22 protein-coding genes are annotated in these 22,429 nt (G+C 60.7%); 18 read left to right on the top strand and 4 right to left on the bottom strand.

Annotated elements, in window-relative coordinates:
• The first annotated feature begins 51 nt into the window (after positions 1-51).
• From L0U82_RS30650 to L0U82_RS30635, 3 genes are all read left to right on the top strand, one after another.
• Positions 52-1,044, top strand: coding sequence for a helix-turn-helix domain-containing protein (locus tag L0U82_RS30650; RefSeq protein WP_233836932.1), 993 nt, complete (start codon positions 52-54; stop codon positions 1,042-1,044).
• A 324-nt stretch (positions 1,045-1,368) separates the two neighbouring features.
• The gene (locus L0U82_RS30645) at positions 1,369-2,322 is read left to right on the top strand and encodes a catalase family peroxidase (RefSeq protein WP_233836930.1); all 954 of its coding nucleotides are present in this window, start codon (positions 1,369-1,371) and stop codon (positions 2,320-2,322) included.
• A 702-nt stretch (positions 2,323-3,024) separates the two neighbouring features.
• Positions 3,025-3,339: a hypothetical protein gene (locus L0U82_RS30635; RefSeq protein WP_233836926.1), complete on the top strand. Its 315-nt coding sequence runs from the start codon at positions 3,025-3,027 to the stop codon at positions 3,337-3,339.
• 53 nt (positions 3,340-3,392) lie between these two features.
• Here the strand turns inward: L0U82_RS30635 and L0U82_RS30630 are convergent, their stop codons facing one another.
• The gene (locus L0U82_RS30630; protein WP_233837564.1) at positions 3,393-3,734 is read right to left on the bottom strand and encodes a YciI family protein; all 342 of its coding nucleotides are present in this window, start codon (positions 3,732-3,734) and stop codon (positions 3,393-3,395) included.
• 678 nt (positions 3,735-4,412) lie between these two features.
• Here L0U82_RS30630 and L0U82_RS30625 point away from each other — a divergent pair.
• On the top strand, positions 4,413-4,754 hold the full coding sequence (locus L0U82_RS30625; RefSeq protein WP_233836924.1) for a hypothetical protein: 342 nt from the start codon (positions 4,413-4,415) through the stop codon (positions 4,752-4,754).
• An 895-nt stretch (positions 4,755-5,649) separates the two neighbouring features.
• The gene (locus L0U82_RS30620; RefSeq protein WP_233836922.1) at positions 5,650-6,429 is read left to right on the top strand and encodes a GntR family transcriptional regulator; all 780 of its coding nucleotides are present in this window, start codon (positions 5,650-5,652) and stop codon (positions 6,427-6,429) included.
• Between the two features lie 41 nt (positions 6,430-6,470).
• On the opposite strand, the gene L0U82_RS30615 is transcribed toward L0U82_RS30620, so the two are convergent.
• Entirely contained in the window at positions 6,471-7,808 is a 1,338-nt protein-coding gene (locus L0U82_RS30615) for an aspartate aminotransferase family protein (RefSeq protein ID WP_442793684.1), read from the bottom strand.
• Between the two features lie 6 nt (positions 7,809-7,814).
• Positions 7,815-8,891, bottom strand: coding sequence for a phosphotransferase (locus tag L0U82_RS30610; RefSeq protein ID WP_233836920.1), 1,077 nt, complete (start codon positions 8,889-8,891; stop codon positions 7,815-7,817).
• Positions 8,892-9,287: 396 nt separating this feature from the next.
• Between L0U82_RS30610 and pxpA the strand changes: the two genes are divergently transcribed.
• The 11 genes from pxpA to L0U82_RS30555 all read left to right on the top strand — a co-directional run bounded on the left by pxpA (position 9,288) and on the right by L0U82_RS30555 (position 20,447).
• A complete protein-coding gene (gene pxpA, locus L0U82_RS30605; RefSeq protein ID WP_233836918.1) occupies positions 9,288-10,013 on the top strand; it encodes a 5-oxoprolinase subunit PxpA in 726 nt (241 codons plus the stop codon).
• Between the two features lie 19 nt (positions 10,014-10,032).
• The gene (locus L0U82_RS30600) at positions 10,033-11,532 is read left to right on the top strand and encodes a TCP-1/cpn60 chaperonin family protein (protein ID WP_233836916.1); all 1,500 of its coding nucleotides are present in this window, start codon (positions 10,033-10,035) and stop codon (positions 11,530-11,532) included.
• Positions 11,526-12,722, top strand: coding sequence for an ABC transporter ATP-binding protein (locus L0U82_RS30595; protein WP_233836914.1), 1,197 nt, complete (start codon positions 11,526-11,528; stop codon positions 12,720-12,722). Before L0U82_RS30600 ends, L0U82_RS30595 begins: the two co-directional genes overlap by 7 nt.
• A 31-nt stretch (positions 12,723-12,753) precedes the next feature.
• The gene (locus L0U82_RS30590; RefSeq protein ID WP_233836912.1) at positions 12,754-13,959 is read left to right on the top strand and encodes a substrate-binding domain-containing protein; all 1,206 of its coding nucleotides are present in this window, start codon (positions 12,754-12,756) and stop codon (positions 13,957-13,959) included.
• A 33-nt stretch (positions 13,960-13,992) separates the two neighbouring features.
• On the top strand, positions 13,993-14,907 hold the full coding sequence (locus L0U82_RS30585) for an ABC transporter permease (protein WP_233836910.1): 915 nt from the start codon (positions 13,993-13,995) through the stop codon (positions 14,905-14,907).
• Positions 14,904-15,758, top strand: a complete 855-nt coding sequence (locus L0U82_RS30580; protein WP_233836909.1) for an ABC transporter permease — start codon at positions 14,904-14,906, stop codon at positions 15,756-15,758. The genes L0U82_RS30585 and L0U82_RS30580 overlap by 4 nt, the downstream gene beginning before the upstream one ends.
• A 32-nt stretch (positions 15,759-15,790) precedes the next feature.
• A complete protein-coding gene (locus L0U82_RS30575) occupies positions 15,791-16,648 on the top strand; it encodes a 5-oxoprolinase subunit B family protein (RefSeq protein ID WP_233836908.1) in 858 nt (285 codons plus the stop codon).
• Between the two features lie 4 nt (positions 16,649-16,652).
• Complete coding sequence (locus tag L0U82_RS30570) at positions 16,653-17,666, top strand: biotin-dependent carboxyltransferase family protein (RefSeq protein ID WP_233836907.1); 1,014 nt, start codon at positions 16,653-16,655, stop codon at positions 17,664-17,666.
• Positions 17,667-17,681: 15 nt separating this feature from the next.
• Entirely contained in the window at positions 17,682-17,927 is a 246-nt protein-coding gene (locus L0U82_RS30565; RefSeq protein ID WP_233836906.1) for an acetyl-CoA carboxylase, read from the top strand.
• An 8-nt stretch (positions 17,928-17,935) separates the two neighbouring features.
• Positions 17,936-19,297 carry an acetyl-CoA carboxylase biotin carboxylase subunit gene (locus tag L0U82_RS30560; protein ID WP_233836905.1) on the top strand — a complete coding sequence of 454 codons (1,362 nt, stop codon included), beginning with the start codon at positions 17,936-17,938 and terminating at the stop codon, positions 19,295-19,297.
• 718 nt (positions 19,298-20,015) lie between these two features.
• Positions 20,016-20,447 carry a hypothetical protein gene (locus L0U82_RS30555; RefSeq protein WP_233836904.1) on the top strand — a complete coding sequence of 144 codons (432 nt, stop codon included), beginning with the start codon at positions 20,016-20,018 and terminating at the stop codon, positions 20,445-20,447.
• Between the two features lie 184 nt (positions 20,448-20,631).
• Here L0U82_RS30555 and L0U82_RS30550 read toward each other — a convergent pair whose 3' ends face one another.
• Positions 20,632-20,904 carry a hypothetical protein gene (locus tag L0U82_RS30550; RefSeq protein ID WP_233836903.1) on the bottom strand — a complete coding sequence of 91 codons (273 nt, stop codon included), beginning with the start codon at positions 20,902-20,904 and terminating at the stop codon, positions 20,632-20,634.
• A gap of 638 nt (positions 20,905-21,542) precedes the next feature.
• On the opposite strand from L0U82_RS30550, the gene L0U82_RS30545 reads away from it, so the two are divergent.
• Both L0U82_RS30545 and L0U82_RS30540 read left to right on the top strand, forming a co-directional pair.
• Positions 21,543-21,950 carry a carboxymuconolactone decarboxylase family protein gene (locus tag L0U82_RS30545; protein ID WP_233836901.1) on the top strand — a complete coding sequence of 136 codons (408 nt, stop codon included), beginning with the start codon at positions 21,543-21,545 and terminating at the stop codon, positions 21,948-21,950.
• 148 nt (positions 21,951-22,098) lie between these two features.
• Positions 22,099-22,401 (top strand): hypothetical protein, encoded by a 303-nt coding sequence (locus L0U82_RS30540; RefSeq protein WP_233836899.1) that lies wholly within the window; start codon positions 22,099-22,101, stop codon positions 22,399-22,401.
• Positions 22,402-22,429 lie beyond the last annotated feature (28 nt).

Raw genomic sequence — 22,429 nt, 5'->3', positions numbered from 1 at the left:
CCACAGCGCCACTGAATGTCGCATCGATGACAAATCGGAGAGCTCTGTCCCATGCGCGCCTCATCGTCGGTTTCGGTCGTCAACTGGTCGACCAGCGAGGTTCCCCCAGGCCAGCGCTACGACTTTTATGCGCATGCCCTTGCCTCGGCGATGTTCCCCATGCATGTCGGCACACCGACACGGGAGCCGTTCGAAGTGAATATGGTTGCGGCATGCCTCGGCGGAGTCACGGTAATTCGACAGGTGGGCACACCCCATCTCTGTTACGCAGACAAGGCCAACATAGCCTGTCGGCCGCAGCGTACGTTTCATCTTCTTGTTAATGCGAAATCCGCGTGGACGATGGACCACATGGGCCGCCATCGGCTCGCTCCGGGAGAGATACTGCTCTCGGATTCGTCGATACCGTTCGAACTGAACATCGGTGCCGATTTTGATTTCGTCAACGTGAGTCTGAGTGAAGCATGGCTTAGACAGTGGCTACCTGCACCCGCTGTGCTTGTAGGCCGCAAGTTTGAATGCCATACGGGGTGGGCCTATGCGCTGTCCGCTTTCCTGCAAGGTCTGGCACCGGCGCGATTCGTGAACTACCCGCTACCGATGTCGTTCGTGAGTGACCAGATCGGCGCGCTTTTGACATTGATCGCGCAAGATTACAGCTCCCCTCCTGCGAAATCACTGAAGGATGACGATGCACTTTTTCGGCGCCTTCGCGACTGCATGTACCACGAGTCCAATCGACCACAATTGTCCGCTTCCGAGGTTGCGGCCGAACTGGGCGTATCACTGCGCAGCCTGCATCGTTGTTTTGCCCGCTTCAATACAACGTTCGGTGAAACGTTGATGCGCATGCGCTGCATACATGCCATGCGGATGCTCGAATCACCGATTTTTCAGCGTCTAACCATTGCCGAGATCGGCCGGCGCGCTGGCTTTACGGACGCCTCGCATTTCGCCCGCACGCTGCATGCCCGCGTGGGGAGGACACCATCACAAATTCGTCGTGAGCGCGACAAAACATACACTTCAATCGAGCCGTCGTAGACCGGGCAGACTCCCAGTCAGCGCTTGCGCTTCGCTGAATAAACCGATCGCTGTGTACTTTGCAGATCGCTCTGCCAGGTGGGCCACTTACAGCCGAACAAGACGCGTGGGTTCCCCGTCGGAATCGGCCTGTCTGCTCTTCTGAAACTCTCGCAATCGCGCACTGGCACACCCAGTCCAGCTTTCTGCACTGTCGTGGCACGCAGCGCCCATTTCCACGCGCTTCCGGGTCGCATACTTTGCCTACGACCTGCAAGCGGAGCCAATCTCATGCTCCATCTCTCAGGCGGTAACCGCGGTGGCCTTTTTCTAACTGGAGGTGCCATGATGTCAAGCCCACATGCGCAATCCTCGTCAGCCGGCGGAAGCGAACCTGCTACGCCAGCCAGGATTGTCGATGCGCTTAAGACCGTGGCGGGCAATCCGCCAAAGGCCCGCGCCAGCTTCGCCAAGGGCCAATGCGTGCGCGGCACATACACACCGGCGGACACCGCAGCCGAAATAACGCGGTCAGCAAGCTTCACGAAGCCTCAGCCGGTGCGTGGACGGCTTTCGATGGGCGGGGGCAACCCACACGTTCCCGATACTAACAAGCTGGTGCTGCGCGGTTTCGCCATGGCCATCGGCGAAGGCGCCCAGCAAACGGATCTGCTCGTCGAGAGCGCCCCAGTGCATTTCGCCCGGACGCTCGACCAGATGCTGGGCTTTCTGCAGGCGCGTGCACCCGGCGACGACGGAAAGCCCGATGCGGCAAAGGTCAAGACGTTCTCCGATGCCAATCCGGAAACATTGAATCAGGCACATTTCGTTGCCGCGCATCCTCTCCCCGCCAGTTTTGCGGGGACCATCTACTGGGGTGTTCACGCCTTCCCGGCTACCAACGCAAAAGGGGAAACCCGGCCAATCAAGTTCAAGATCGTGCCCGTAGTGGGAGAGATCACATTGAGCGACGAAGCCGCGAAGGAGCTCTCCGCTGATTTCCTGTTTGACGATCTCCGGGAGCGGATCGCGCAAGACGGCATGCATTTTGACGTGCTGGCTATTCTCGGCAGCCCCGGAGACCCCACGCAGGACGTCACGCAGCGTTGGCCTGATGAGGACTCGCGCGACACGGTCAAGCTTGGCACCATCGCAATCAACGCGATCGACAATAACGAGGCGTGTGATGCGACGATTTTCAATCCCGCAACGATCGCCGATGGCATCGGCCAACCGGGAGACGAAATCTTTGCGGCGCGTTCGGCCGCCTATGCGATCTCGCTCCGCAAGCGTCGATAGAAAGACGCCGTGGATGACGACGTATTCGACTTCATCGTCCGCGGTGCTGGGAGCGCTGGCCGTGCCATGGGCCGGTCGACTGGCCAACGTCAATGACGCGCGCGCTGCTTATCGAGGCCGGTGGAAGCGACGACCTACCGGAGGTGACGACACCCTCAGCGTGTGGTTGAACAACCTTGGGTCGTCGTGCGACCGGGCTTCGTCGGCGTCATCAGTTGTGGTCGCCTCGAGATCGAATGGCCGCTCCGCCGGACCGGGCGGCCGTTTGAATTATTGGCGGGGCGCCGCGAACGCCCGCATCTGCCGTCGTCACACTTAAGCGCTTTATGCGGAAAGGTAACAGTCTCCACGCGTGCGATCGATAACATTACAATGCGCTTTCATCATCTGCGATCGGAGAGCATTCAATGGTCCTGTTTCACCATGGTGCAGCGATTCAAGCGTCAACGATAAGGTACGGCAACACATTCGTCGCCCGCGCCTGCATCTTGAAGGAGGACGGCGAATCGACCTCATTGGGTGATCTTGGTCAGTTTGCGAGCCAGACCTGTGCATACGAGTTTGCTGTGCGCTGTGCTTGCGCGTTTGTGGATGGCGTACCGATACCGCGCTCCCCATTCGGCAGATCATCTTCTTTGAACCACCCGGCAGCAAATAGCTAATACCGAATCGCGCGATCTGGAGACATCCATAAAGCAGCGGATGGCTGCCTTCACCGCGACTCCCGCAATCGGTCAATTCAAAAGCAGCCAGGGAAACCTGATGTACAAACCGCTATTAAGCCGTTTTCAGTACACCCGCAAGTACGGCAAGCGACGGACATACGACATAACGATCAACCTGGTGCAAAAGGCTTCCGGTGTTTGCGCGTCCGCAGCATGGGTGCATTTCGAAGCTGAATTCAAGGGTTCAGGGCTGATGCTCCCGCTCGTTGCCAACGTCCCCGATGCCGCTGCACAGGAGGCTCAGATGCGTATCCAGAGGGAGATTGATGGTCTGGTCGGCATCGTCGAGTAAAGACGCGCAAGTGAAATGGTGGTCTGGCTGGATGACCGTACTGGCTCTTCCCATCAGCTCTCGGGGTCATACCCAAACTCGCGGAGTTCCTGCGCGCAGCGGCAGGCTTTGGCGATCTTCGCAGCCCACAGGATGGCAGCTTCGCGCGACGGGAGCTGCAGGACACAGAAGCCGCCGTTGAACTCCTTTGTCTGGGGATAGGTTTCGTTTGTGACCGCGCCGTCTGAGGCAACCATGAGTGGCGCGACATCCTCGTTGATACCGCCACCGAACACGTACACACCTGCAGCCTTCGCTTCGCGGATGACCTCGTGCGCAGCTTCGCCTACGGCGGCAAAGTCCTCGGCGGGGACTTCCATCGCCTTTGCCGGAAAGGAGATAAGGTATTTCGTCATCATTCGGTCCTCCAGTTGGGATCAGTGCTATTTGCGGGGGCTTATGTGGTTTATCGTGCACCCTCTTTAATACATCATCGGTTCGACGGTACGACTTACTGCGCTAAGGGCAGCCTGATTATCGCTGATCTGGTGATAAGCGAATGTCCCTGAATGACTGAACCCAAGCCGACGGCGAATGCGCCAAATCGACCCTAAGCCGCCCTCCGAACCAAAACCATTTCAACGACCGCTTTCAACGGCGGAACGGTCGTTCGAACGTCTACAGTGAGCTTTCGGAAAATGACCGTAGATGGCCGACTGTACTCATCCAGAGATGGCGCCCGAAAGCCGCCGTCGACGATTTCAACTGCCGCTCTATAGAACCTTCGTTGAACTGGTGCGCTCGGCCAGCAAAGGCCTCCTACGCCAAGTTAGACGGCAACCGAAGCTGAACCAACAACGGACACTGGATCGTCAAGATGATCAGACATCCTGGTTACTGATAACCGAAACCATCCAAAGTGCTTACATTTAAGCGGAAGAGGATTCCGAAGTTGTCGGACTCTGACGGAAATTGTATTCACGCGAGGCGGCGTTTGGTGTCAGGGCGGATGTACACGCTAGAATCGCGGTTCGTCAGACCCAGGCTAGCGTCTGGAATCGATTGCAGAGCCGAGATGTAGTGAGGAATAAGATATGGAGAAAAGTAGGCTTATTACAATTGCTTTCACCGTCGTCGCGGCGTCCTTAGCTGGCTGCGCGACCGTGGCGGAAAAAAACGCGGACCAGTGCGAACAAATGATGCAAAGCAGGGCAGAGCCTGCGCTTGTTTCGGTGAGCGGAAAGCAGGTGTCGCCTGACGGCCGTTCTGTGCTCGTAACTGGCATGGTCGAAGACCAGCGCTCAAATACTGTCGTACCTGCAAAAGTGGAATGCCGATTCGACGGCAAGTCGCTTGCAGCCTTTCACTGGCTAGCTCCTGCCACGTTGGCGGATTCAGATGACACGCGTGCCAACGCCCGAAACATGGCGCGTTAGATAAACAGCCTATGAGCTCGACTCGGCCATTGCGGTCATTCAGGCATCGGCGTTGGTCAGGCGGCTATGGCGCGCTTTCCTGACGGTCGTAGGTCGACCTGCGCGAGTAGTCGATTTCACGGCTTACGCTTTGGATCGAAACCAGGTCCTACTTCTCGGCGTAAACAGAAGTATTACGGCTACGACTTCGGCGATATGTTCAAGGTTATTGCTTAGAGTCAGCGACGTGTTTTCCGGGTGTATCGTGTGTGCCCAAAGGATCACAAGGAAAATCAGCACGGTTATTACGGATAGCACGCGAAGGTTCTATAGCACGGCCGTTGAAATCGTCGAGGGCCGCTTTCGGGCGCCATCTGTGGACGAGTACAGTCGACCACTATCTGCCGCTTGCCTGAATCAAGCATTGGCCATTCGACCGTCCGGCTCATTCCAAAGTCCGCCCGATATTCAAAGCGCGGATGTTCGGTCTTTGCGAAAGCTCAGATATCAACTCGCCGATGGAGCGATTTGATCTGGAACAGCCTTGATCAACTCTACTGGGCCAAGCGGTTTGAGACCCGTTTCATGTTGCAAGCCAACACTCGCAAACTCATTGCTGTGCTGACGTCCTCGCTCGCTCTTATTGGAATATTCGTCGCCCAACCAGGCTTTGGTCGTTCCGAGCCGATGCTCGATGGCGCTGCTTGCGGATGTGCATCACGTCTGATGTGTAGTCAAGGTGGACGAGCGTTTGTTCGAACACGTCCCGCGCATTTATAGACGGTACTGGGTAAAGCGAATCTTTGATATATGATACAACACGCGAGGCAACGCGCCGACGCGCTCGTTTCATCTTCTTCGCATGGCGACCCATATGCTTGCCTTGTCAGATCCTTCTTTGCCCCAGGACACTTAAATGTTGCACGACAAGCTGGAACACCAGAACCTGAATGACCGGACTTACGCGCTTCTGAAGGGCGGGTTGATATCAGGCAGTTTCCATCCTGGACAAGTATTCATCATTCGTTCGCTGGCCGAGCGCTATGGCATTTCGACTACGCCTGTGCGCGAGGCGCTGCAAAGGCTCGTCGCAGAGCGCCTGCTTGTGATGCTACCCAACCGGTCCATCGTCGTGCCCACCTTGTCGCCGGCGGCGTTCGGCGAGCTCTATCGCATTCGCTACGAACTCGAAGGTCTTGCGGCGCAGCTTGCCACGCGTCATTTCAAGGCGTCCGACATCACGCGCATCAAGAAGACGCTGGCTTTAATGGATGGCGCAATCGAACGCGGCGATCGGACGGCGTATCGAGAACTCAACGAGAAGTTTCATTTCTCCATCTACGAGAAGGCGCATTCGCCGCGCCTGCTGGAAATGATTCAAGGCCTCTGGGGACAGGTCGGTCCCGTGTTTTATGGCCTGCTCGAAGATCCCGATTACGGTGGCGAGCACGCTAATGTTCACCATCGCGATCTGGTGGAGGCGATTGAATCGGGCGATGCGGATGTCGTGCGACAAAAGCTCGTGGATGATCTGACCGCCGCCGAGAACGCGTTGATGCCGCGGCTTCAGACGCTCGTCGCCGAAGGCGTAGAAGCGCGCTTGCCGTTACAGACCGAAGATGATCTGGGCGCGGCCGGGCGTCGGCTGTCCACCGCATCGGCACGGCAAGGTGCGCGCAAAACAACGCGCGCCTGATGCAGTAGCGAAGAGGACAGCGCGCGGCTGTCCCCGAACGTTTAGCAATTTGCGTGGGCCTCGCGAAGTGTGTCGTCGACGGCATTGAGAAATTCATCGGCGTTTTCGCGCGAGAAGGGCAGAGGCGGCCGAATCTTGAGCACGTGCCCTTCGGGACCGGACGCGCCGATCAGAATGAAGCGCTTCTTCAATCCGTTGACGAGTCGAATGGCGAATGCCGGATCGGGTTCGTGCGTCTCGCGATCCTTCACCAGATCGACGCCGATAAAAAATCCCGCGCCTCGCACCTGGCCGATTTGCCGATACCGCTTCGCCAGTTCGTCCAGCCCTTGCATCATGTACCTGCCGACCGTTTTCGCGTTCTGTTGCAGTTGCTCGCGTTCGAGCACCTCGAGTACCGCCAGCCCCGCTGCGCAACTGACCGGATTGCCACCGAACGTATTGAAGTAACGTGCGCGCAACGCGAAGTCCTTGAGCACTTCTGGCTTTGCGACGAGTCCGGCGATCGGCAGGCCATTGCCCATCGGCTTGCCCATGATGACGAGATCGGGCACGACGCCGTGACGCTGGAAACCCCACATCGCATCTCCCGTGCGACCGAAGCCCGGCTGCACTTCATCAGCGATGAACACGCCGCCCGCACGTCGCACCACATCGACGGCAGGAGCGAGAAAGCCCGCGGGATCCGCGTAGACGCCATCGCTCGAAAAAATCGTATCGACGATGAGCGCGGCGACCTTGATGCCGTGCCGTTTCAGATCGTCGATGGCGCTCTGCACATGCTTCGCGAACGTGGCGCCGACGTCCGCAGCATCGCCGCGCAGCGGATCGGGCGCGGGCACGGTGCGCACATGCTGGCCGAGCGGCACGTGCTCGCCGAGCGACGGCGAAATCTCCGACACCGCGCTCGTGATGCCGTGATATGCCGTCTCGGTCACGATGATGCCCGTGCCGCCCGTGAAATTGCGCGCGACACGCAGCGCAAGGTCCGATGTCTCGCTGCCGGTGCACGTAAACATCACGTTCGACAACGCCGGCGGGAAGGTCGAGATCAACTTCTCCGCATAGGTGAGAATCAACTCGTGCAGATAGCGGGTGTGCGTATTGAGCGTTGCGACCTGTTTCGAGATGGCTTCCACGACATGCGGATGGCAATGCCCGACAGACGGCACATTGTTGTAGACATCGAGATAGCGGTTGCCCTGCGCATCGAACATATGAACGCCCTGCGCGCGCACCAGGTGCACCGGTTCTTCATAAAACAGCTTGTACGAAGGCCCAAGCACCTTTTGACGCCGGACGAGCAACGCGCGCAAATCCGCATCGAGGTTGTCCGCTGACGCTGGATCGAACGCGTTGACCATCAAAGGCTTGACCATAACGGCTTACTCCATGTTGCACGCGTGACGCAACCGCACTTGCGCGGCCTCGCGTGGAAGGGTGAAAAGGTGAGCCAGACCTTGCCAGGCTGTGGCGTTGTTCTTGAGGATATAGGCGCTGTTCTGTGGATAACGCTCGGCTCGCCATCCAGTGATCGACACGGTGACGACGAAGCGTGTGGCAATCAAGTCATACAGCAGATCGATCTCCTCACGCGCGAGCGGCGATACGGCGTGATATGCGGCGACGAATTCCGAGACAGCCTGCCAGGGATCGTCCGTCGTGTTCATGTGATACGACGCACCAACCGCGACATCGACGGCGAGCGGGCTGAACACCATGTCGCCGAAATCGAGAATGCCGACGAGACGGTTCTGGTCGACGGGATCGACGAGCACGTTATAGAAGTTCAGATCGTTATGGATCACCTGCGTGCGCAGGGACGGCAGTAGCGGCTTCGCGTGCGTTTCGAACGACGCCAGAAAATGTTCCGCCAGATCGCGCCGCGCCGCATCCGGAATATGCGCGATCAACGGCCGGATGCTGCTCGCGTGCTGAATGTCCCACGCGAGTTCGTGTCCGGCGGCGGGGTGCGTAAAGTCCCGCAACGCAAGTCCTAGTCGTGCGAGGTGCCGCCCGAGCTCCGCGCGATGCGCGCGCGTGCGCGTCACCGTGTTGAGCGGCAGACCCGGCAGATACGACAGCAGACGCACTGCCCGCATCCGGCCCTGCTCGAAAGGCAGTCGCAGATGCGGCTTGCCGTCGAGCGCGCGCAGCACGCGCGGCACGGGAATGCCCGGATCGACGTTTTCGATATGCAGCAGCGCGGAAATCTGCAGATCGTTCATCGCGGGGTCCTCCGCATGATTGCTGACGCGCAGCGCGTACTCGCTGCCGTCTTTCGCGACGATCCTGAAGTTCTGGTCGCGTTCGCTCGTCAGTCGCGACGCGCATCCTTCGATCCCGAAACAGGAAAGCGCGAGCGCTTCGGCATCGGCGAGCGCAATTTCTTCCGCGGCTTCGCTCAGGATGCCGTTGCTCAGACCAGCGTGGCCGATCGCCTTGGTTTCCACATCGCCCATGTTTTCTCCAAGCACTCCGAGAGCCAGTTTTTGTGCTGAGACATGATATATGATGCAACGAATGGAGGACGCAAATTTTTATAAAACAGCAGGCGGGAACGAAGGTGTCTGGAACTCTAGAATTCGGCCAAATGCTTGACTGATATGGGTTGTAGCGCAGATTGGCCAGTATCGAAAATGATGCACTGCGGAGTTGTTACCTGTACAGGACGGTAAAAAAATAGCGGAGAATTTTTATTTTTTTCGCGTGAAATGCGATATATCATATCTCGAATGATCTGCGGATGGTGCGGCGGGTCGATGCAGGGCGGACGAGCGGTCCGGCAGGTCTCTTCAAAGCTTTCACGTGCGCCAAGGCGCCGCGTCACTGACGACATTGAGTCGAAAGGAACATCGATGAAGAAGCTGTCCATCAACTGCGACATGGGAGAAGCGTTCGGCATCTATCATCTGGGCGACGATGCCGCTGTCATGCCTTACGTCACGCATGCCAACATCGCGTGCGGCTTCCATGCGTCGGACCCCAACGTCATGTGGCGCACGGTGCGATCGGCGAAGGAACACGGCATCAAGGTCGGTTCGCATCCGGGCTTGCCGGATCGTGAAGGTTTCGGCCGCCGTGAAATGAAGCTCTCGCGTCAGGAGACCGCTGCGCTCGTGCTGTACCAGACTGGCGCGTTGCGCGCGTTCCTCGATGCCGAAAACATGTCGATGTCGCATATCAAGCCGCACGGTGCGCTCATGGGCATGGCGATGAAATACGAAGCGGTCGCGGAAGGCGTCGCCGATGCCGCCGAAGCACTCGGGTTGCCCGTCATCGGCTGCACGGACAGCGAGATGACGCGTGTATTCGACAAGCGCGGCATCGAGTACGCGTGCGAGTTCTACGCCGACCTCGATTACGACGACGAAGGCCGTCAGATCATCACGATGATCCACGAGGCCGTTGCACCGGAAGATGCCGTCACACGCGTGCTCCGCGCATTGCGCGAAAAGACTGCGCTTTCCGTCAATGGCAACTCCGTACCCATCGCCATCGACTCGATCTGCGTACACAGCGATACGCCCGGCGCGCTGCCGCTCGCGAAAGCGGTGTACGAAGCCGTCGCCGATCAACTTTGAATCCGGGGCCGAGGCGACCATGCAAGTGGCCAGCACATCGACCATCGTGACGGGCGCGCCAGCGCGCGCGCTGATTTCGCGTGCGTTGTCCATCGGCGCGCGGGCGATCGGATCGTCGCTCGGGCCGGGCGGTCGCGGCTTGCTGTTCGACGGCGGCTCGGGCGGACCGTTGCACAGCGCGTCGGGACTCGATATCGCGCGGCGCGTGACCGAGCAATCGGGCGCGGCGTCGGTTGCGCTGCGGATACTGCGTGACGCGTTGTGGCAAGTCCAGCGCGATCTCGAAGACGGCACGGCGCGCGTCGCGTGCATCGCGGCGGCGACGTACGCGCAGGCGACGAAGCATGTCGCGTCGGGCGTATCCCCCGCGCTGCTCAACAAAGCGATGCAGCAATTGCAGCTCGAATTGCCTGCGCTCGTCGATGACGTGCGTGCCGATAACGCGGATCGCTACGACATCGCTATGAGTGCCTGTGCGCAGGACGATATCGCGCGAGCGGTGAGCGACGCTTTCGCGACGTTGCCGGCAAAAGGCGCGATCGACGTGCAACAAGGCGACGATGCACAACTGTGCTTCGAACGGTACACGGGCTACTGTCTCGACGTGAGTCCCGAAGCCGTCGGCGCATCGGTGCAGGAGCGAGGCTTGCGCTTCGAAATGGACAGCGTGCATGTGCTCGTCGTAAATGAAGTGCTGGGCGAATTTGGCCCACTCGCGCGCATCCTCGAACAATTCGCGCTGCACGGCAAGTCACTCGTGATCGTCGCGCGCGGCTTCGAAGGCGCGGCGCGCGACACGCTGATCGCCAATCGCGCGGGACTGCGCATGCATGTGCTGGGACTCGTGCCGTCCGAAGCGGGCATCGAGGCGATGCATCTGCTCGACGATCTTTGTGCTGCGACGGGCGCTACCGTCATCAGCGAAGAGACCGGTACTTCGATATCGCTCGTCCGACCGTCGATGCTGGGCTTCGCCAGCCGGCTCGTTGTCGAAAGCGGCCGCGCGGTGTTTTCAGGCGCAAACGGCAATGAGGAGGTCGTCCGTAGCCGGCGCAGCTTGCTGACTTCACAAGCCCTGGCGCAGCGTTATCTCGCGCTCGACCGCGAACGTCTCGAGCGCCGCGCTGCGCGCCTCGCTGGCGAGTGGGCCATATTGCGCGTCGGCGGCCCGACACGCTGGGAAGCGCAGCATCGCGCCGACGGTGCGCGCGCCGCGCTCGCGGCACTCGCCGCCGCCGATGCATCCGGCGTCGTGGCAGGCGGCGGACAGGCGTTGTGCGCAGTCGGCGCATCTCTCGAAGCAATGCGTGGACAGCACGTGTCCGACGCTCGCCGCGCCGCGCTCGATTGCATCGCGGTGGGCTGCCGGGCCGTTGCGCTTCATATCGACAGAAACGCGGGGGCGACAGGCCATGACCGGTACCGGCCTGTCGACCCGCTTTCGACCACTCTTGCCATCCTGCAGCATGCGGTATCCGTCGCTGCGACCATGTTGACCGTCGAGGTTCTGATATGTTGAGAATGCGCAGCGAAGGCGCGGGATATGCCGACACGCTGGTGTCTTCGATGGGTTTGTCCGCTCAGGCGGAAACGGGCGCCCGCGACGCGCGTGCACGTATGAACGCGCCAGACGATTTCATTCTGCGAGCTGTCGATCTGGTCCATCAATACGGAACCGTCACCGCGCTCGATCATGTATCGCTTGATGTAAAGCGCGGTGAATTCCTCACGATTCTCGGTGAAAGCGGCTCGGGCAAAACCACCATGCTGCGCGTGATTTCCGGTCTGGAAAAGGTGTCGCACGCGGCGCAGTTGACGCTGGATGGCGTCGATGTGCGCGACGTGCCCGCCGCGAAGCGCAACTGCACGACGGTGTTCCAGAGTTACGCGCTGTTCCCGCATATGTCCGTCGAGGAAAACGTCGGCTATGGATTGAAGCTGCGTGGCGTTCCGAAGGACGAAGCGCGCCGTCAGGCGACCGATGCGCTGTCGATGGTGCGGCTCTCGGGCAAGGGCACTCGCCGCATCGGGCAGCTTTCGGGCGGTGAACGTCAGCGCGTGGCGCTGGCACGCGCGATCGTCACGCGTCCCGCCATTCTGCTGCTCGACGAACCGCTCGGCGCACTCGACGAAAAGCTGCGCTACGACATGCAGGCGGAACTGGTGGATATCCATCGCGCACTCGGCATGACGTTCATCTACATCACGCACAGCCAGGAAGAAGCGCTGACGATGAGTGATCGCATCATGCTGATGCGACGCGGGCGCATCGAGCAATGCGGCACGCCGGAGGATCTGTTCGACCGGCCCGCGAGCCGTTTCGCCGCGGAATTCATGGGCTTCGACAACGTGCTGCCGTGCACGGTGCTCGCCGTTTCCGAAAACGGCGAGGCACGTGTCGATTTCAACGGCACGGTGCTGTCAGGCGTTTGCGCGTCGGGCGCAAATTTCAAGGAGGGCGACAGCGCGCTCTTCGCCGTTCGCGCCGAACGCCTCGCGCCGATCCTCAACGAGCAGACGCAGCGCGCGGGGAATGTCATCGCGTGCGCGCCGGCCGATCACATCTATCGCGGTAAATACACGGATCAGACGGCGCGCATGGCGGATGCCACGCGGCTCAAGATCCGTAGCTGGGATCAGAGCGCGACACCTGGCCAGTTCGATGCCGTGACATGCCGCGCGCAGGATTGCGTGATTCTTTCTCACTAACGTTACCGGTAGTCATCAAAGAGGGTTGACCATGAAAGACCGCCACTCGACTCATTCGCAGCTGGATCTGATTCGCCGCGACATGCTGAAGGGCCTCGCTGCTACCGGTGCGCTGGCCGTCACCGGCACGCTGGGCCTGAGCCGCTTCGCGAACGCGGCTGCGTCGAACACCGTGAGCGCCTACGGCGTGACGACCGCGCAACTGAAAGACTGGTCGGCGCTGACGAAATCCACCGGTCTGCAGATGCAATACATCGGCTCGAACAACGACGTCGGTGTGTTCATGCGCGACGTGCTCGCCTCGCAGATGGGCAACAAGGCCGATATATTCATCTTCGAAGGCGGCACGCAGAACATTCTCGGGCCGCAGGGCGCGTATCTCGTCATCGACGAAAAGAATCCGAATCTGAAGCTCTGGCAGCGTACACCCGATGTGTGGAAGCGCTCGGCCGTCGTGGTCGGCAAGGATGGCAAACAATACGGCGTGCCGGTGATCGGCAACGCGGACAGCTTCGGCTATTTCCCTGACAAGCTCGGCGTGAAAAAAGACGGCACGGCCGATCTGTCGTGGAAGACCGTCTTCGAAGACGACCGCACACGTGGCCGCGTCGGTTACGACAATACCTGGAATTACTCGATCGGCGTGGCGGCGCTATATCTGAAATCGTCGGGCAAGGCGAAGATCGTCGACCCCGCCGACCTCACGGCCGCCGAGGCGAAAACGGTGGTCGACTTTCTCGTCGCACGCAAGAAGGCGGGGCAGTTCCGCACCCTCGTCGCGTCCTTCGAGCAACAGATCCAGCTGCTTACGAATCGCGAAGTCGATGTGCTGAACTGCTGGGAACCGGCCGTGCGCGAAGCGAACCTCAAGCTCGGCGATGGCACCACACGCTATGCGTACACGGACGAGGGTTATTACAAGTGGGGCCACGGCGCGTATATCGCGTCGCAGGCGAAGGGCCGCGGCAATCTGGACAATATCTACAAGATGCTGAACTACTTCCTCGACGGCGAGTATCGCGCGATGCAGGCGCGCGATCGCGGCTACGCGGGTCCGAATATGGATCTGGCCGTGCAATACGCGAGCGCGAACAACTGGACGCCGGATCAGATCCAGAACCTGAAAGCGACGCAAGAGAAAGTGGACCGCAAGTTTGCCAAGCCGTTCGTGAGCACGACCACGCCATCCCATGCCGATTCCATCGAGGAAGAGTGGCAGCGTTTTCTCAACGCTTGACGTCGCTGAACGGAGCGGGCACGAGGACACATCATGAGTACACCAACGCTGAAGATTTCCCGGCGCGGCGGCATGCGAACGCCGCTCGACCGCTCGCCGTGGCTGCTGCGCGGGTTTCTCGGTGTGTGGCTGTTCGTCGTGATCGCACCGCTGCTGGTGCTCGTCGCGTACAGCTTCTTCGACAGCCGCAATTTCATGATGGTGTACCAGCCGTCGCTGAAGACGTGGGAAAGCCTCTTCACGTCCGGGCGTTTCGAGGTGACCGTGCGCACGTTGCGCATCGCGCTGACGGTCACCGTCATCGAACTGCTGCTCGCGTTTCCGTCCGCGCTGTGGCTGGCCAAGGGCAACTGTTCGAAGACCACGCGGGCGGTCGTGCTCGCGCTCCTGACTATCCCGTTCTTTCTCGATCAGTCGTCGCGCATCATCGTATGGCGCGGCATTCTCGATGAAACCGGCATGATCAACCATCTGCTCATGGCTTTGCATATCATCCAGACGCCGATCAAGGGCATGTTGTACACGGAGACGGCGGTGCATTTCGGCATGGTCGTGTCGTATTTCCCGATGATGATCCTGCCGATCTACATGGCCATGAGCGTGATCGACGACACGCTGATTTCCGCCGCCGCCGACCTGGGCGCAACGCCCGCGCGCATCGTGATGGACATCATCCTGCCGCTGTCCTTGCCCGGCGTGCTGGCGGGCGTGGTGTTCACGCTCGGGCCGGCACTCGCGTCGTGGGTCGAGCCGAATCTGCTCGGCGGCGGCTTCGTCAACATGCTGAGCAACTCGGTGGATAGCGCATACGGCGCGCTGCGCTACCCGGTGGTCGCCGCGCTGTCGAGCTTCGTCGTGTTGATGATCGGCGCCATCTTCGCGCTGCTGTTTTTCATCACGCGACGCTTCGCCGATCTGTCCACGTCCTTCCGGAGTCTGCAAAGTTGAATCAGAACGCCATCGACATGCCCGCACTGGCGATGCAGTCGCACGCTCGAAGCCGTGGCTGGAGTTATTGGCCGGGCTGGCCGCGCGTCGCGAAGATCATCTGCTTCGGCGCGCTCGCCTTCATCTATTTTCCGTTGCTGTGGCTCGCGCTGATGTCGGTGAGCGCTCAGCCGCTGTCCGGCCTGCCGCTGCCCTTCTCATTGGCGAACTATCGCGCGCTGTTCGCATCCGGCGACTGGCTCGCGCCATTCGGCATCAGTGTCCTGATCGGGCTGCTGGTCGGCGCGGTGACAGCCGTGACCGCGACGCTGGTCGGCCGTGTGCTGCCGCACTCGAAGCGCTCCGGCACGCTGGTCCTGCTCGCCGTGCTGCCGCTGTTCATTCCCGGCATGTCGATGGGCGCGGCGCAGTTCATCTTTCTCCGCCCGATGATGGGCCTCACGCTCGGCTACTGGTCCATCTTTCTCGGCCACCTGGTCTGGGCGTTTCCGTTCTCGCTGCTGATCGTACTAGTGCTGACCACGCGCTTCGATAGCCGGCTGGTCGAAGCCGCCGCGGATCTCGGCGCGTCCGGCTGGCGCACGTTCTGGGATATCGAGTTTCCGATTCTGCGCCCGGGCATCGTCGGTGCGGGGACCTTCGGATTTCTCATTTCATTCAACGAAGTGCAGCGCTCGGTGTTCCTTCGCGGTACGGCGGAAACCATGCCCATCTGGAACTGGATGATGGCGTCGTCGCAGCAATCGCAGGTGCCGGTGATCTTCTGTCTGGAGACGATCGTGCTGGCGGTCGTGCTGCCGTCGCTCGCCGCGCTGTTCTGGGTGCTCTTCGTTCGCATGGACAAGAACTGAGCCGTTTTCATCCTTTCTTCGAGGCGTTCTTCATGCATCACTCCGAGCCGAAATTCAGCCCGGCAGGCGATTCGTTCATCGAAGTCGAACTCGGCAACGAGATGAGCTTCGAGTTGAACGTGAAGGTTCAGGCGCTCGCGCATTCGATTCGTGGCGCACAAATCGATGGTGTCGTCGAACTCGTACCCGAACTGGCGTCGTTGCTCGTGTCGTATGACCCGGACCGGATCGCGTATGACGATGTCGTCATCGAGATCAGGAGCATCTTCGCGCAGCAGCAGGAAGGCGTCGCCGATCTGCCGAGCCGTCTATTCACGGTGCCGGTGATGTACTTCGATCCGTGGACGGAAGCTTGCGTTGCCGAGTATCGCAAGACCTATCCTGACAAACTGCCCGATCCCGAACTGCTGTGCGAGGCGAATGGCATTGCGGATCGTGCGGCCTTGCAGCGTCGGCATATTGCGACGGAATACTGGGTGGCCGCGCTCGGCTTCTGGCCGGGATTGTGCTCGCTCGTGCCACTCGATCCGCGTTGCCGCATCCATGCGCCGAAATACAACCCTCCGCGTGGATGGACGCCGCGCGGAACCATCGGGCTCGGTGGCGGGCTGACGTGCATCTATCCCGATCGCACGCCCGGCGGTTATCAGATTTTCGCGCGCACGCCGATGCCGAGCTGGGACAAGGACCAGCGGCTCGCCGCCTTCAAGGACAGTCTCGCGCTGTTTCGCCCCGGCGATCGCGTGCGCTTCACGCCGGTCGACCGCGAGGAATACGACTACCTCGATGCGCGCGTGAACGACGGCACCTACCAGCATCCGTCGGTCGACTATCAGATGTTCTCGGTCACGCGCTATCGCGACTGGCTGCGCGAAATCGACAAGGAGTAACGCGATGCTCGAAGTCGTCAAACACGGACTCGAAACGACGGTACAGGAACTGCCGGGACGAATCGGCTTCTGGGAGCAGGGCTTCCCACCGTCGGGTCCCGCCGATGCCTGGTCGTTCCGGCTCGCCAATCTGCTGGTCGGCAATCCGCGCGATACGGCGGCGCTCGAATGGCAGTTCATCGGACCGACGCTGCGTTTTCATCGCGATGGCGCGATTGCGCTGACCGGCGCGGAGACCGCGGCGAAGCTCGACGGCCAGCCCGTGCCGATGTGGCGGACCGTTCATGTGAAGGCAGGGCAGACGTTAGCCATTGCAGCGGCGAAGACCGGCGCGCGCGGCTATGTCGCGATGGCGGGCGGCATCGCCACAGCCAGCGTACTCGGGTCGCGCGCGACCTTCCATATGGCCGGTATCGGAGGCATGGGCGCGGGCGCGCTGAAGGCGGGAGACCAGCTTGCGCTTGGCGAGGCCGCATCGTCCGTCAGGGCATGGATGGTCCCGGCAAGCGCGCGCCCGCCGATCTCCACACCGGCGAGCGGCACGCACGACAGCCGCATCGCCGCGATGCTCGGCCCGAACGACGCATGGCTCGACGACCGCTCGGTGATGATGTTCTTCGATAGCGAATGGACGGTCAGCACGCACAGCAATCGCACCGGCTTGCGGCTGTCGGGACCGGAATTCAGCTTCTCGCCGCAAGCCTACGCAAAGCCCGCCGAACACGGTAGCGAGCCGTCGAACATCCTCGACCACGGCTATCCGGTCGGCGGCATCAGCATCGCGGGACAAACGCCGATCGTGTTCATTCACGACTCGCCGAGCGCCGGCGGATTCATCGTGCCGTTTACGGTGCCGCGCTTCGAGTTGTGGCGCCTCGGGCAGGCACGTCCGCACGCGAAGCTGCGTTTTCGCCGCATCACGATGGATGATGCCAACGAAGGCCGCCGCAGGCTCGACCGGTTGTGCACGGCGCAATCACTCGTCGAAGCCGATACCACCGATACGGTCGACGCCTGAACAAGGAGAACATGCATGGCGGATGTCGATGTCAAAAGCCCGATTCCCGGCACCTTCTATCGCAGTCCCGCGCCCGGCGAGCCTCCTTTCGTGAGTGAAGGGCAGATGGTCACGGCGGAGACGGTGATCGGCTGCATCGAACTGATGAAGCAATTCAACGAGGTGGTGGCAGGCGTGGACGGCAAGCTCATGTCGTTCGTCGTCGCGGATGCGGAAGCGGTCGATTCCGACGCGGTGCTCGCCATCGTCTCCCCGGATTGAGGCAGCGCATGCAAGCACGCATTGACAAACTGTTCGTGGCGAATCGCGGAGAGATCGCGGTGCGCATCGTGCGTGCCGCGCGCGAACTCGGCATGACGACCGTCGTGGGATGCAGTGCCGCCGACGAGGATAGTCTCGCCGTGCGGATGGCGGACGAGGCCGTGACCATCGGTCCGGCGGTGGCGGCGAAGAGTTATCTCGATGTCGCGGCCGTGGTCGCGGCGGCAAAGGCATCGGGCGCGGACGCGGTGCATCCCGGTTATGGATTTCTGTCGGAAAACGCGGCGTTCGCGCAGGCCGTCGCGGATGCGGGGATGATCTTCGTCGGGCCGTCGCCGCGCGCGATCACGCTAATGGGCGACAAGGCGCAGGCCCGCGTCTGCGCGAAAGCGGCGGGCGTGCCGACGGTACCCGGCAGCGAAGGCGTCGTCGAGTCGCTCGCGGCGGCGTTCGAAGCCGCCGCTGCGGTGGGCTATCCCATCATGCTGAAGGCCGCGGCCGGTGGCGGCGGGCGCGGCATCCGCGTGGCCGCGAACGCGCAGGAACTCGAAGCGCAATACGGGGTTGCGGCACGCGAGGCACACAGTGCGTTCGGCTATGGCGGACTGTATCTCGAGCGCTTCGTCGGCATGGCGCGTCACGTGGAAGTGCAGATTCTCGGGGACGGCGAGCGCGCCATTCATCTGTTCGAACGCGAATGTTCGTTGCAGCGCCGACGGCAAAAGCTGGTTGAAGAAGCGCCGTCACCGTCGCTCGATAACGACGTGCGCCAGGAGATGTGCGCGTCGGCGGTGGCGCTCGCGGCATCGGTGGGTTATCGCGGCGTGGGCACGGTCGAATATCTTTACGATCCCGCCGCGCGCGAGTTCTTTTTCATCGAGATGAACACGCGCGTGCAGGTCGAACACCCGGTGACGGAGATGATCACCGGCATCGACATCGTACGCGAATCGCTGAGACTCGCGACCGGCGAAGCACTGCGTTATACGCAAGCCGATATCGTGCCGCGCGGTGCGGCGATCGAATGTCGGATCAACGCGGAAGATCCGGCGAAGAACTTCATGCCGTCGCCGGGCAAGATTGGCGCGCTGCGCTTACCGGCCGGGCCGGGTGTGCGCGTGGAAACGCATCTGTTCGATGGCTATACGGTGCCGCCTTTCTATGATTCGTTGCTGGCGAAGATCGTGGTGTGGGATTCGACGCGCGCGGAGGCGATCCAGCGGATGAAGCGCTCGCTCGCCGAGTTTGAACTCGACGGTCTGAAGACGACAAAGCCCTTGCATCTCGCGCTGCTTGACGACGAAGCCGTGCGCGCGGGCGATTATCACACCGGCTTTCTGGAGGAACACCTCGCGAGCATCCTTCGGTGAATGCGAAGTTGGCGAGCTTTGCACGAGGAAGCGGCTGAGAGACATTGAGGCTGCCGGGGGGGGGCGAGCGGCAGAAAAGCGTCGATGTCACCCGCTGATCAAGAAGGTTTGCTGTCGTTCGACCTTGGATATGTGAGCAATGACCGGTCTGGGTCTTTAAACGGCCACCTGGAGTCGTTCGTTCAGCGTCAGCAATGGCCGACGACCAGTCGCTGGACGAAGGCGTAGAAAGACCGTTCCATTCTGATATCTGCCGCTGGACTACGACAACGCGACGTGCCGCGAGGTGGGTCCATGCTGAGGCCTTCATGATCCGGAGCGTGAAGGGCGCGTCGGCAGATCACGACACAGGTCCCACCGAACCGTGCCGCGATAAGCGGCGTTATCGCGGGAGGACGGGTAATGTGACGTCGAGGAAATACGAGCAGGGCGACAGCGGGCAGCTATTCGGCCTTTGCGGTCATCGGGCCGACCGCCGACCAAGGACCGCTATAGGTTCCATTCCAGCCACCTGGAGCGCGGCTTTGAATGACGCGGCAGGCTCGTCTTATGACTGGTGCATGACGCGCCTCGCCGGTACGCTTGCCGCTCGGGTCACGAGACGCAATGCGGCGAGTTGCAGATCTTCGAGGTGTCGACCAAAATTGACGACAATGTTCGCGAGGAGCATCGCAAGTCACGACTGTCGTCGGAGACGCCGCTGAACCGGGAAGGAAACATGAGACGACTGTTCGCCGCTGCGCTCGCGGCCACCTCTATCGCGACTTGCGGTCATGCGCAAAGCAACGCGTCGGGCCCGCTCGATACTCCCTCGGGCACACTGCAATTCGTGAGCGTCGACCACCACTTCGTGGCGATGCTCGACAAGGAAATTTTCGATCGCTTCGGCGCGAACACGCTCACGCATTTCGATGACGTGGGAAGCACAAATGACACGGTCAAGCGCACGCTCGTGCAAACAGATTCCGGCCCGGTGCTGTATGACTTTCGCCATACTCCCCAACTTGTGCAGCGCTGTGGCACGCGCATGACAGTCAAGCGCGTATTCTGGCTAGACGATGAAGTCGTGATGCAAGGCTCACAGGGCTGGTTCCGTTTCCAGCGCGGCGCGCTGACGAAGCTGCAGTCGTCTACGACGACGTACTACTGATCACGCGCACGCCGCGAGGTTCGCTATGCAGGTGAGGCTGATCCTTGAACGCCAGTGAGAGTGTGGCGCTCCAGTTGTCATAGCGAACTTTCAGACCGGAAACATAGAGCGCAATTTAAGACCGCAATGGGATATGCGCAACAGCACCGGCGACCGCGGAGTGACCGTCAGGAACTTGGAGGGGCTAGTGCCCGTGCGCAGCTCGAAATCCGGCGCTGCCACTTTGGGGGCGTTCATGTGTGGCGCCGTGGTGGAATCCCGCCGAGATGACAAAGAGGACGCCTGCGACCGGCCAAATATAGATTGCCAGCGATAAGCAAATCCAGCACGCATCCGATATCGAGTAGGCCACGAGGGCCCAAAGGAAGAAGGCGACAGGCAGCAGCAATATGCACAATGCCGTCCACTTCAGGAAGCGTTCAACCACGCGTGCTTTCTTAAGCGTCTCTGCTTGCATGCCGGGCTCCATTGGGAATGGCACTGTGGCATAGAGTCGCACGGCGGGAATCGTTCGAAAACTTGGTGAAATCCCTGGCGAACCTCTACCAGTGCAGAGCCAGGGCGACTACGGAGGCAGAGGTGACGCGCGCATGACCGCGACAGGCGTGCTGCTGGAGGCTAAGCATCGCAAGTTCGCTACAGCACTATACGCACCGCGCAGCGCCCCTCGCTGCGTTCGTGTTTTCCAGCGTGAGGAGGCTACGATGGTGGCATTGTCGCTCGGTTTATCGATGACCCTGTTCGATCAGATGGATGGGCTGAAGCCCAGTCGAGCAACAGCGAAGGCCTGCGGCGCGTGTACCGCAAGATGCTCGAATCGGGGCCGGCGTGCTGGGTGAGCAAGCCCGCGAGCGCCGCGCCACTCGAGCAGGTCGGCAAGGACGTGGAGCGGGGCACGCCACGGCGAGATTGCTGCATCCCTCACCTGAAACTGTTGGTTCAACAGCGCGACCCGCATCGGCAGGACCGGGCGAGGCAACCAGCGCTGTCATAATTCGAATTTGATCGACGCGTTCGTTTCGTCCTGCTCCAGCCAGACAGTCAGGCATCCATGACGAACTCTTCTCTACTGAAATCCCTTCGAAAGGCCATGCAATGACCACCGTAACGCTGCTTACCGATGACGAACTGTCGCCCGCCGCGAAAGCCGTCTTCGACGATATCCGTGCAACGCGAAACTCCGATTTCGTCAACAACTTCTGGCGTGCGCTAGCGCACGATCCCAAGACGCTCAAGCGCACCTGGGAAAGCATCAAGGAAGTCATGGCGCCGGGTGCGTTGGATCCGAAGACGAAGGAAATGCTGTACGTGGCGGTGTCGATCGCGCATGGCTGCGCTTATTGCATCCACTCGCACACGGCCGGCGCACGGGCCAAGGGCATGACCGACGAGGAATATGCCGAAATGCTCGCGATCGTGGGGATGGCGTCGGAGACGAACCGGTTGGTGACCGCGCTTGGTGTGCCGACGGATGAAGCGTTTATGGTGGGTTCGGGGACGTAACCCATGACGCCAGAAAGCCGCCATTGGCGCGGGGCGAACGCGTGAATGGCTGCTCGAGTGGACGGTTGTTGAACGAGTACAGTCGGCCGTGAACCGTCATAAGTCAACTTCACCACCTATGACACCGGGACGTCTGCATCAGTCGATCTTGGGTCGCTGGATTTGCACGGGCGGCTGGGTCGCCTATGGGGTGCCCTCGTTGGCCGGGCACCGCCGGATGAAGAAAATTGCAATTGGCGCTTTGCATCAGTTCGGAAACCCCGGTGGGTTCAGTCGGCTATTCAATGTGAACGACTATTGCAAGTTCGTTACCGAAGAAATCCGCGGACAGGAAAAGACAATTGAGGAACTGTTCCCTCCGGCGCTGCTAGTCGATGCGAAGTGCAATTACAGCGGTAACCTCGAGAGGATGGTCGCGCTACCGGGCAGTGGCTTCGTCAAGGTCCTGTGAGAACGAGGTCTCAATAGTCATAGAACGA

The organism is Paraburkholderia sp. ZP32-5, from assembly GCF_021390495.1.
Classification (GTDB): Bacteria; Pseudomonadota; Gammaproteobacteria; order Burkholderiales; family Burkholderiaceae; genus Paraburkholderia.
The sequence above is the reverse complement of the archived record's forward strand: the minus strand, read 5'-3'. Positions and strand labels throughout refer to the sequence as shown.

Coding starts and splice junctions, on each gene's coding strand:
- L0U82_RS30650 (WP_233836932.1), top strand. CDS start 52: ATGCGCGCCTCATCGTCGGTTTCGGTCGTCAACTGGTCGACCAGCGAG.
- L0U82_RS30645 (WP_233836930.1), top strand. CDS start 1,369: ATGATGTCAAGCCCACATGCGCAATCCTCGTCAGCCGGCGGAAGCGAA.
- L0U82_RS30635 (WP_233836926.1), top strand. CDS start 3,025: ATGGCTGCCTTCACCGCGACTCCCGCAATCGGTCAATTCAAAAGCAGC.
- L0U82_RS30630 (WP_233837564.1), bottom strand. CDS start 3,734: ATGACGAAATACCTTATCTCCTTTCCGGCAAAGGCGATGGAAGTCCCC.
- L0U82_RS30625 (WP_233836924.1), top strand. CDS start 4,413: ATGGAGAAAAGTAGGCTTATTACAATTGCTTTCACCGTCGTCGCGGCG.
- L0U82_RS30620 (WP_233836922.1), top strand. CDS start 5,650: ATGTTGCACGACAAGCTGGAACACCAGAACCTGAATGACCGGACTTAC.
- L0U82_RS30615 (WP_442793684.1), bottom strand. CDS start 7,808: ATGGTCAAGCCTTTGATGGTCAACGCGTTCGATCCAGCGTCAGCGGAC.
- L0U82_RS30610 (WP_233836920.1), bottom strand. CDS start 8,891: ATGGGCGATGTGGAAACCAAGGCGATCGGCCACGCTGGTCTGAGCAAC.
- pxpA (WP_233836918.1), top strand. CDS start 9,288: ATGAAGAAGCTGTCCATCAACTGCGACATGGGAGAAGCGTTCGGCATC.
- L0U82_RS30600 (WP_233836916.1), top strand. CDS start 10,033: ATGCAAGTGGCCAGCACATCGACCATCGTGACGGGCGCGCCAGCGCGC.
- L0U82_RS30595 (WP_233836914.1), top strand. CDS start 11,526: ATGTTGAGAATGCGCAGCGAAGGCGCGGGATATGCCGACACGCTGGTG.
- L0U82_RS30590 (WP_233836912.1), top strand. CDS start 12,754: ATGAAAGACCGCCACTCGACTCATTCGCAGCTGGATCTGATTCGCCGC.
- L0U82_RS30585 (WP_233836910.1), top strand. CDS start 13,993: ATGAGTACACCAACGCTGAAGATTTCCCGGCGCGGCGGCATGCGAACG.
- L0U82_RS30575 (WP_233836908.1), top strand. CDS start 15,791: ATGCATCACTCCGAGCCGAAATTCAGCCCGGCAGGCGATTCGTTCATC.
- L0U82_RS30570 (WP_233836907.1), top strand. CDS start 16,653: ATGCTCGAAGTCGTCAAACACGGACTCGAAACGACGGTACAGGAACTG.
- L0U82_RS30565 (WP_233836906.1), top strand. CDS start 17,682: ATGGCGGATGTCGATGTCAAAAGCCCGATTCCCGGCACCTTCTATCGC.
- L0U82_RS30560 (WP_233836905.1), top strand. CDS start 17,936: ATGCAAGCACGCATTGACAAACTGTTCGTGGCGAATCGCGGAGAGATC.
- L0U82_RS30555 (WP_233836904.1), top strand. CDS start 20,016: ATGAGACGACTGTTCGCCGCTGCGCTCGCGGCCACCTCTATCGCGACT.
- L0U82_RS30550 (WP_233836903.1), bottom strand. CDS start 20,904: ATGCAAGCAGAGACGCTTAAGAAAGCACGCGTGGTTGAACGCTTCCTG.
- L0U82_RS30545 (WP_233836901.1), top strand. CDS start 21,543: ATGACCACCGTAACGCTGCTTACCGATGACGAACTGTCGCCCGCCGCG.